At 66.9% G+C, this 4,975-nt stretch carries 7 protein-coding genes; 1 reads left to right on the top strand and 6 read right to left on the bottom strand.

Annotated features, from left to right (window positions below; all coding sequences use genetic code 11):
• The 5 genes from VFG49_RS03185 to VFG49_RS03205 all read right to left on the bottom strand — a co-directional run.
• Positions 1–165, bottom strand: a 165-nt coding sequence (locus VFG49_RS03185) for a dihydrodipicolinate synthase family protein (protein WP_324858064.1), incomplete at its 3' end; no start/stop codon positions are given.
• 2 nt (positions 166–167) lie between these two features.
• Entirely contained in the window at positions 168–1,454 is a 1,287-nt protein-coding gene (locus tag VFG49_RS03190) for an FAD/NAD(P)-binding oxidoreductase (RefSeq protein ID WP_324858058.1), read from the bottom strand.
• Entirely contained in the window at positions 1,447–1,692 is a 246-nt protein-coding gene (locus VFG49_RS03195; RefSeq protein WP_324858059.1) for a 2Fe-2S iron-sulfur cluster-binding protein, read from the bottom strand. The genes VFG49_RS03190 and VFG49_RS03195 overlap by 8 nt, the downstream gene beginning before the upstream one ends.
• Complete coding sequence (locus VFG49_RS03200) at positions 1,689–2,801, bottom strand: FAD-dependent oxidoreductase (protein WP_324858060.1); 1,113 nt, start codon at positions 2,799–2,801, stop codon at positions 1,689–1,691. Before VFG49_RS03200 ends, VFG49_RS03195 begins: the two co-directional genes overlap by 4 nt.
• Positions 2,798–3,739 carry a 4-hydroxyproline epimerase gene (locus tag VFG49_RS03205; protein ID WP_324858061.1) on the bottom strand — a complete coding sequence of 314 codons (942 nt, stop codon included), beginning with the start codon at positions 3,737–3,739 and terminating at the stop codon, positions 2,798–2,800. Before VFG49_RS03205 ends, VFG49_RS03200 begins: the two co-directional genes overlap by 4 nt.
• 147 nt (positions 3,740–3,886) lie before the next feature.
• Here VFG49_RS03205 and VFG49_RS03210 point away from each other — a divergent pair, with 147 nt between their 5' ends.
• Positions 3,887–4,627: an AraC family transcriptional regulator gene (locus VFG49_RS03210; RefSeq protein ID WP_324858062.1), complete on the top strand. Its 741-nt coding sequence runs from the start codon at positions 3,887–3,889 to the stop codon at positions 4,625–4,627.
• 56 nt (positions 4,628–4,683) lie between these two features.
• Here the strand turns inward: VFG49_RS03210 and VFG49_RS03215 are convergent.
• On the bottom strand, positions 4,684–4,975 hold a 292-nt coding region (locus VFG49_RS03215; RefSeq protein WP_324858063.1), incomplete at its 5' end, for a hypothetical protein.

A 4,975-nucleotide genomic window follows, 5' to 3' on the forward strand; every position in this document is an offset into this window, starting at 1 on the left:
CGTCGCCGCTTCGCCCAGCGAGCCGAGCGGGACGATGCCCTTGCAGCCGTCGTCGATCATCATTCGCGCATGTTTGGCGAGGAAGTCGTGATCGACCTGGCCGTCGGCGGTGAACGGCGTGGTGATGGCAGGAATGACCCCGTGCCAGATGGATGCGTTGCTCATGATCAGCTACCTCGGTATGCGTCGTCAGAAGGAAGGGTGGTGAGCCCGGCCAGCGTGGCCAGACGGGCGGGGAAAATGGGTGGGCGTGCGCCGCTGCGCGGAAAGCGTCCGAGTTCGGCGAGCGCCGTGCCGCAGATGCGACCCTGGCACGCGCCCATGCCGCAACGCGTGGCGAGCTTGGCGGCGCGCGCGTCGGAAAAGCCGTCGAGTTCGCCCAATGTGACGTCTTCGCAGCGGCAGACCAGCGTGTCTTTGTCGGCGAGCGTGTGCAGGCGTCGATCGAGCGCGAAGTGCCGCGCCAGCAACGCACCGAAGCGCCGTTCGCGGTCACGCTGTGGCAGCAAGGCATGGGCAGCCGCGCTGTGGCCGGTGGCGACATGTCCCGCCATGGCACCTTCGAGCCGCGCCACCGCCAGCCCGCTGATGCCACTGGCTTCACCCGCGGCGTACACGCCGCCCACGCTGGTGCGCAGCAGCCTGTCCACGCCGACGTGGGGATGAGGACCTTGGTAGTCCATCGTGCAGCCGAGCAATTGGGCGAGCTCGGTGTTCGGCACCAGGCCGTAACCTACGGCGAGCAGATCGCAGTCGACCGTCTGCATTCCTGTCGGCGTCTCGATATCCACGCGTTGCACCCCGTCGCTGCCGTGCGCACGACGCACGAAGGAACCGAAGCGGTAAGGCACGCCGGCCAGTCGCAGGCGCAGTCCGATCGCCTGCACGGCGCGTGCCGGCCAGTGGCTAAGCTGTCTGGCGAACGCATGCACGCTGGCTGCCGGCGCCTGTTCGTAGATGCCGAGCACGTGCGCGCCGTGCTTGCGCAGCGTATCTGCAGCGGCAAGCAGCAAAGGACCGCTGCCGGCGATTACCACGCGCTTTCCGGCCACAGGCCAGCCCTGCTTGGCGAGCGCCTGCAAACCACCGGCGCCAGTGACGCCGGGCAGGGTCCAGCCGGGGAAGGGCAGCAGCAGTTCGCGTGCGCCGGTGGCAAGGATCAGCGAGCCGTAGGAGACCAACCGTCCGCCTTGCGGTGTTTCCACGCGCAGCGCCGACGATTCGACGGCCACGACGCTGTGGCTGGCCAGAACGTCCACGCCTTGCAGTTTGCCGATGGCGTCGCGTGCGGCGCGTGGTGCCTGATGGCGCACATCGTGGCGCCAGACCTGTCCACCGGGTCGCGGTTGCGCGTCGAGCAAGCCCACGCGCGCACCATGCGCCGCGGCCGTCCTGGCAGCCGCGAGGCCGGCCGGACCGGCGCCCACCACGAGTACGTCGTAACGATCAGGCATCGGTGATCACCTGCATGCCTTCGCTGACAGGGGTCATGCATGCACGCACATGGGTTACCCCATTCACCTGCACGCGGCACTCAAAGCACACGCCCATGCCACACAGCGGCGCGCGTTGTTCGGCGCTCACAGAACGGCGGAATTGCAGCGTCAGCTGCGCTACTGCCGCCGCCACACTGGCGCCCGCAGGCACTTCCACCGGCAGGCCGTTCACGTTGAGCTTCACCGGCGCACTCATGCCGCCATCCTTTCGGGCGAATAAGGCGCCGGATCGATCGCGGGTTGGCGGCCCTGGATCAGGTCCATCATCAGTTTCGCGCTGCCCAGCGCAGTGGTGACGCCAAGGCCTTCGTGACCGGCCGCCACCCATTGGTCCGTCGTACCGGGTACGGCGCCGAGATATGGACGTCCATCCGGCGTGGTTGGACGAAAGCCGGTCCAGATACGCACGGCCTGTAGTTCGCGCAGCTTGGGCACGAAAGAAAAACTTCGCTCGAGCATGCGTTGAACCATGGCCGGCGATGCGGCTGCATCGGTTGCACTGAATTCGCGTGAGGAACCGATCAGGATCTGCCCGGTGGGACGTGGCTGCACGTTGAAGGCGACGCTGCTGTCCGCATCGCCATGGGCGCTGTCGGCGTAACCGAGTTCCAGCAGCTGGTGGCGCACGAGGCCGGGGTAACGATCGGTGATGACGAGGTGACCCTTGCGACCACGCATCGGCAGCATCGGCAACAATGCGGGCAGCGCGCAGCCGGTAGCCACCAGCACGGGGCCCGAAAGTCGGGTGCCGTCATCGAGTTGCGCACCGCCGCGGTGCAACGCCAGCACGCGGCGACCCGCATACAACGTTGCACCGTGCGACTGCGCACGCTTCACCAGGTAATTCGCCACGCGTGGCGGATACACCACGGCTTCACGCGGCACCAGCAGGCCGCCAGCCAAAGCCGGAACGAGCGCTGGCTCCAGCTCGTACAACGTCGCGGCATCGACCACGCGGGCTTCGACGCCCGCTGCATTCAGGCGCGCGACGCGCGTGCCAGCGGCCGCCAGTTCGCTCTCGTTGCGGGCCACCCATAGCGTGCCGCAACGACTGAATTCCGCTTCACGCAAATCGGCGAAGGCTTCCCACTGGTGCAACGAGTAGTTCGCCAGCGCGAGTTCGGCCGGGTCGTCATCCATCGCCACCAGATGCCCCATGGCCGCCGCCGTGGCGCCACCGCCGATCGGGCCGGGCTCCACGATGGCGACGCGCATGCCTCGCGCGCTGGCTTCATCGGCACAACTGGCGCCAATGATGCCAGCGCCGACGACGATCAGGTCGAAGCTGGCGACGGTGCCGCTCATTCCGCGCCGCTGCCCCAGGTGAAGGCGTCGGCTTCGTCGAACAACAACGTGCTGCGCGCGACCACGAACGCGGTACCGGTGATCTGCGGGCGCACGCCGTGCGTGCCCGGCGTGTAGCGACCTTCGAACACGCTGCCGAGGATGCTTTCCTGCCGCCAGGTCTCACCCGGTGCCAGCTTGCCGTCGGCCGCAAGGCACGCCAGCTTCGCGCTGGTGCCGGTACCGCAAGGCGAGCGGTCGTAGGCGAGACCGGGGCACAGCACGAAGTTCCGGCCGTCCAGTCCGGCGACCGGAGATTTCGTGTTGACCTCGATGTGATCGACCTCGCCGCCGTCGGCGCCGGTGATGCCATTGGCTTCGAGTGCGCGACGAATCGCTTCGGTATAGGTGGTGAGCTCGCGCTGGTGGTGAATCTCCAGCGGCAGCGGCGTGTCCTTCGTGATGAAGAACCAGTTGCCGCCCCACGCGACGTCGCCGGTGACGGTGCCGTAGCCCGGCACTTCGACACTGACGTCCTTGGCGTGGCGGTAGCTCTCGACGTTGTCGATGGTGACGCGGCCGTCTTCGTGCAGTGTCGCGCCCACGATGCCCACCGGCGTCTCGATCTTGTGCGTGCCGGGGCCGATGCGCCCCATGTGCTGCAGTGTGCGTACGAGGCCGATGGTGCCATGGCCGCACATGCCGAGGTACGAGACGTTGTTGAAGAAAATCACGCCCGCGCACGCATCGGACGTTTGCGGCGGCAGCAGCAGCGCGCCGACCACGGTGCTCGATCCGCGCGGCTCGCAGGCGATGGCGCTGCGCCAGCGATCGAAGTCGCGACGGAAGCGCTCGCGTTGCTCCATCAGCGTGCCGCTGCCGAGGTTGGGGAAGCCGGCGATGACGACGCGGGTCGGTTCGCCGCCGGTGTGGGAGTCGATCACGTCTATGGTATGCATGGGGCTCATGCTCGCCCCGCGGGTGCCGTAGGGTCTAGCAATGCTTGCCCATGGGCGATGCGGAATTCAGCACAATGCGAGGGTCCGCCAGATGCGCATGCTGCAGGTGCAGCAACATTTTGACCGGCATCGGGAGTTTCGCTTGCGATGAAGATTTCGGCCGACGAGCTCGAGGCACTATTCGACGCGCTGCCTGACGTGGTGTTCTTCGTGAAGGACGGCCACGGCCGCTATACGCACGCCAATCTCACCCTGGTCAGGCGCCTGGGATTGAAGCATCGCAACGATGTGATCGGACGCGACGTCACCGAACTGTTCCCGCTGTCGATGGGCGGCTCCTATGCCACGCAGGACCGACGCGTGCTTGACGGCGAGGTGATCGAGAACCAGCTCGAAGTCCACATATTCCCCAACCGCGCGCCAGGCTGGTGCCTCACCTGCAAGCGTCCGTTGCGGCAGCGCGGTGAGGTGCGTGGCATCGTCGGTATCTCGCGTGACCTGGGCAAGCCCGATGGTCGGCACCCGACCTATGTGCGGCTGCGGCGCGTGCTGGTTTATCTTCAGGAGCACTACGCCGAAGGCGTGCGCGTGGCAACACTCGCTGAGCTGGCTGATCTGTCCGTGGCCCAGTTGGAGCGTCACTTCCGCAAGGTGTTCCAGCTGACGCCACAGCAGCTGCAGACCAAGTTGCGCATCGAAGAGGCCATGCGTCGCCTCCATGGCGACGACAGCGTCGCGGCCATAGGCCTTGCATGCGGCTTTGCCGACCAGAGTGCATTTGCCCGCCAGTTCAAGGCGACGGTAGGCATGACGCCGCGTGACTATCGCGCCGTGGTTTCGACGTCGCCGATCGGTCGGCTTGAACCTGCCGCTGAAAGGGTTTCCTGAGCGAAAAAAGCCCTGCGCAGCGGCAGGGCTTTCGGGACGTGGCGTAGCGGCTGGCGTCAGCCGGCAACCCACACACCTACGTTGAGGTGCCAACCATCCCGGTGCTGCTCGTAGTGCGGATGCACGTAGTGATAGCCCGGACGGGCGGCTTCCCAGTGTCCGCGTTCCGCCAGATAACGGTGGCCGTCCCAGCGCCAGTAACCGCGGGCCCAGATGTAGCCCGGGCGAGGTGCGGGTTCGCGCTCCACGAGCTCCACCGGCGGTGGTTGCGTGGCCACGATTTCGACGTAGTCACGTTGCACCACGGGTTCGCGTTCCACCACGACCGGTCGCGGCCGCGGGCGCGGT

The sequence above is a fragment of the Dyella sp. genome (genome assembly GCF_035685885.1).
In the GTDB taxonomy this organism is placed as follows: domain Bacteria; phylum Pseudomonadota; class Gammaproteobacteria; order Xanthomonadales; family Rhodanobacteraceae; genus Dyella.